At 46.3% G+C, this 2,884-nt stretch carries 2 protein-coding genes; one reads left to right on the top strand and one right to left on the bottom strand.

Going from position 1 to position 2,884, the window contains the following annotated elements; translation table 11 throughout:
• The coding region (locus V7Z64_RS12785; RefSeq protein ID WP_334110658.1) for an S-layer homology domain-containing protein at nt 1-1,479 on the top strand (1,479 nt) is incomplete at its 5' end.
• A gap of 23 nt (nt 1,480-1,502) precedes the next feature.
• On the opposite strand, the gene V7Z64_RS12780 is transcribed toward V7Z64_RS12785, so the two are convergent.
• Nucleotides 1,503-2,465 carry a C40 family peptidase gene (locus V7Z64_RS12780; RefSeq protein ID WP_334110656.1) on the bottom strand — a complete coding sequence of 321 codons (963 nt, stop codon included), beginning with the start codon at nt 2,463-2,465 and terminating at the stop codon, nt 1,503-1,505.
• Nucleotides 2,466-2,884 lie beyond the last annotated feature (419 nt).

Genomic DNA, 2,884 nt, shown 5'->3' with positions numbered 1-2,884 from the left:
AACTACTATTCGCTTATCGCTAGCTATAAAGGGGAAAGTGGCGTCACGTTTGAAAGCTATAGCCCGCATTGGACGAAGACGAAGCTTATTCAGCTGGAACAAGAACTATTAAAAAACAAACATGGCGCTGAACTTGCTTTGTTACGGAGCATTAAAATTTTTCCTGACTATCCTGCCGGTGCAAACGTACTCGGACAATATTTTGCGCAATATCAAACAAGTCCAAAGCCCGCGTTGCTTCCAAATCGGTATATTCATTTATATGGGGGAAATGAATGGACGACCGTCGAGCAAATGGCGACGACGTTAGCGCACGAATATGGGCATCATTTTACGTATTATTATTTGTTGAATAAAGAGCAACGCCTTCCGAACGAATGGTTCATGTCGCGCTACGCGGCGGCGCGCGAATTGTTTCGCTATCCGAATGCCCATGCCGATGGGAGTGGGGCGTATGAATGGTATATGCCTGAAATACTCGCAGAAGATTACGTGCAACTATTCGGCTCATCGAACGCATTAAAAGGGCATATGCAAATGAACGTTCATCTTCCTACCCCTTTTGAACTTCCGGCGCTGCAAACGTATTGGAAAAACGAGCTTGGCGCACCGTACGAACCGCAGCCGCCCCTTTCGCTCTTGTTGACGAACTATACGGTAAAAAATAACATATATACACTTCGTTTTTACACGTACGCTGATACATCAGCATATATAAACGGGCAAGATGGGGACGGACGGTACGCTTCTGTGCATATCGGGAGCATACCGAAAGGAATAAATGAGACGACATACGACGGCGCAACGTTACATAGCCGCGTGTCGTGGCTGTTTCGTTCAACGTTTGTCGATACAGCACTTTTTCGCGTCGTACAACCGACGGCAAAAGGGTTCAATCGCGGTTCGGCAACGCTTCGCGTCTCATACGGATCGATTGATTCGCTTGTGGCGACGCCTCCGCTTTTTCCAGATGTCGTCGGGGAAGAATTGCAGATGGCGGCGCGACTATTGTATGAGCGCGGCATCATCTCGGGGTTTCCAGACGGCACATATCGCCCGAACGAACGGCTATTGCGCCGCCATGCTGCACTCATGCTTATTCGCGATTTGCGTCTGACGCTTCCTGAAGGATATGTCGTGAAAGCGAAAGACGTAAAGCCGACAGATGCGTGGTATAAAGAAATGGCGATCGCCGAAGCGTACGGGTTGCTCACGGGATACGACGGCAAGCTGCATCCGAATGCGTACATTACCCGTGCGCAAATGGCAACGATTTTAACGAGGGTGTATGGCGATGTGTACGAAACGCCAACGGTGAATCATACATTTGTCGATGTTCCGTTTTCCCATTGGGCGTACGTTCCGATCCATACGCTTTATTTCAACGGCATTACAATAAACGACCCGTATCGCCCAAACGACATCGTCACACGCGGACAATTTGCGCTCTTTCTCAGTCGAACATTGCAAAAAAAATAGCGATGAAGGCTTGTCCTTCATCGCTATTTCATATGTATCGCACGATATAAAAACACCGCAAACTGCGCCCGCGTCACCGCATCTTTCGGACGGAATGTGCCGTCCTCATATCCGTTCGCAATGCCTGATGCGACAAGCTTTTCAATCGCATCATACGCCGCATCTGTTTCTTTTACATCGACAAACGGAACATCCGCCCCGCGCTTTAACTTCCACGCTTCCGCAAACCATATCGCTAACTGTTCGCGCGTTAACGGCTCGTCCGGCTGGAACGATGTCATCTGTTTATCGACGATGCCTTCTTTGACAAGGGCGTTAATCGCACCGACTGCCCAATGGTCGCTCGGCACGTCTTGAAACGTTTTTTTCCGATCGTTCATATTAAAGTCGAAATACGCTGCGATTAGCCCGGCCGCATCCGCGCGCGTCATCATTTCATCAGGTTTAAAATAACTTTTCGCGTAACCGAGCACAATTTCTTCTTTTCCGAGCGATGTAATTTCTTCATTCGCCCAAAAGTCTTTTCCGATATCGCGAAACTGTCCAACCGCTTCTTCATAAGCAAGCACCCGTCTTGCTCCTATGTATCGTTTCTTATAATAAGAATCGTCAAGCGACGTCACGGTGATCCCTCTCGATGAACTCGCATGAATAAATCGGTTATCCCCGATGTAAATGCCGGCATGTGACGGCCCTTTCTTATACGTCTCAAAAAAGACGAGATCGCCAACGCGTAAATCTTCTTTCTTTACTGCACGTCCTTGTTTATACTGCCCGTCAGTCGTCCGCGGTAGCGTTACTCCAAGCCCGTCCATCACATGGCGCGTAAATCCGGAACAATCGAACCCTTTTTCCGAACTGCCACCAAACTGATACGGCACCCCGACATATTTTTTCGCAAGGGGGACGAGCCGATCATAACTATCTGCATACGCGAATGAAGGAAAGAGAAAAACGAAAAGCAACGCTGATACAAGCCGCCTCACATCATCCACCTCACTCCGCCATTGTTCTTACTATTTCGACACATTCATACGATTCCAAGTGTATCATAAATAGGAGAATGGTAACTTTACAGTTATGTAACAAAACTTTTTGTCAAAAAGTTACGTAATCGGGTATTGAAAAAAGTCGAACATTCGGTAAAATGGTGAATAGGTGGAAGACTACATATGAAACAGTTTTGTTATTCCAACAAAGAAAAACCGTTGAAAAAATGGTTGACTTTCATCATGGAAAAAATTATAATGTAGTTTGTAGTCGTTCACTCGCTAAGTTTAAGAGTTTCATAGAGAGAACGTACATATCTCTTAAATTTAGCTAAAACAAATAGAAAGAGAAACAAAAAGGAGGAAATAAGTCGATGGCTTACCAACCAAAGTCTTATCGCAAATTTTTAGCTGGT

The organism is Anoxybacillus sp., assembly GCF_036834105.1.
Lineage (GTDB): Bacteria > Bacillota > Bacilli > Bacillales > Anoxybacillaceae > Anoxybacillus.
This window is presented reverse-complemented; position numbering and strand designations above follow the sequence as displayed.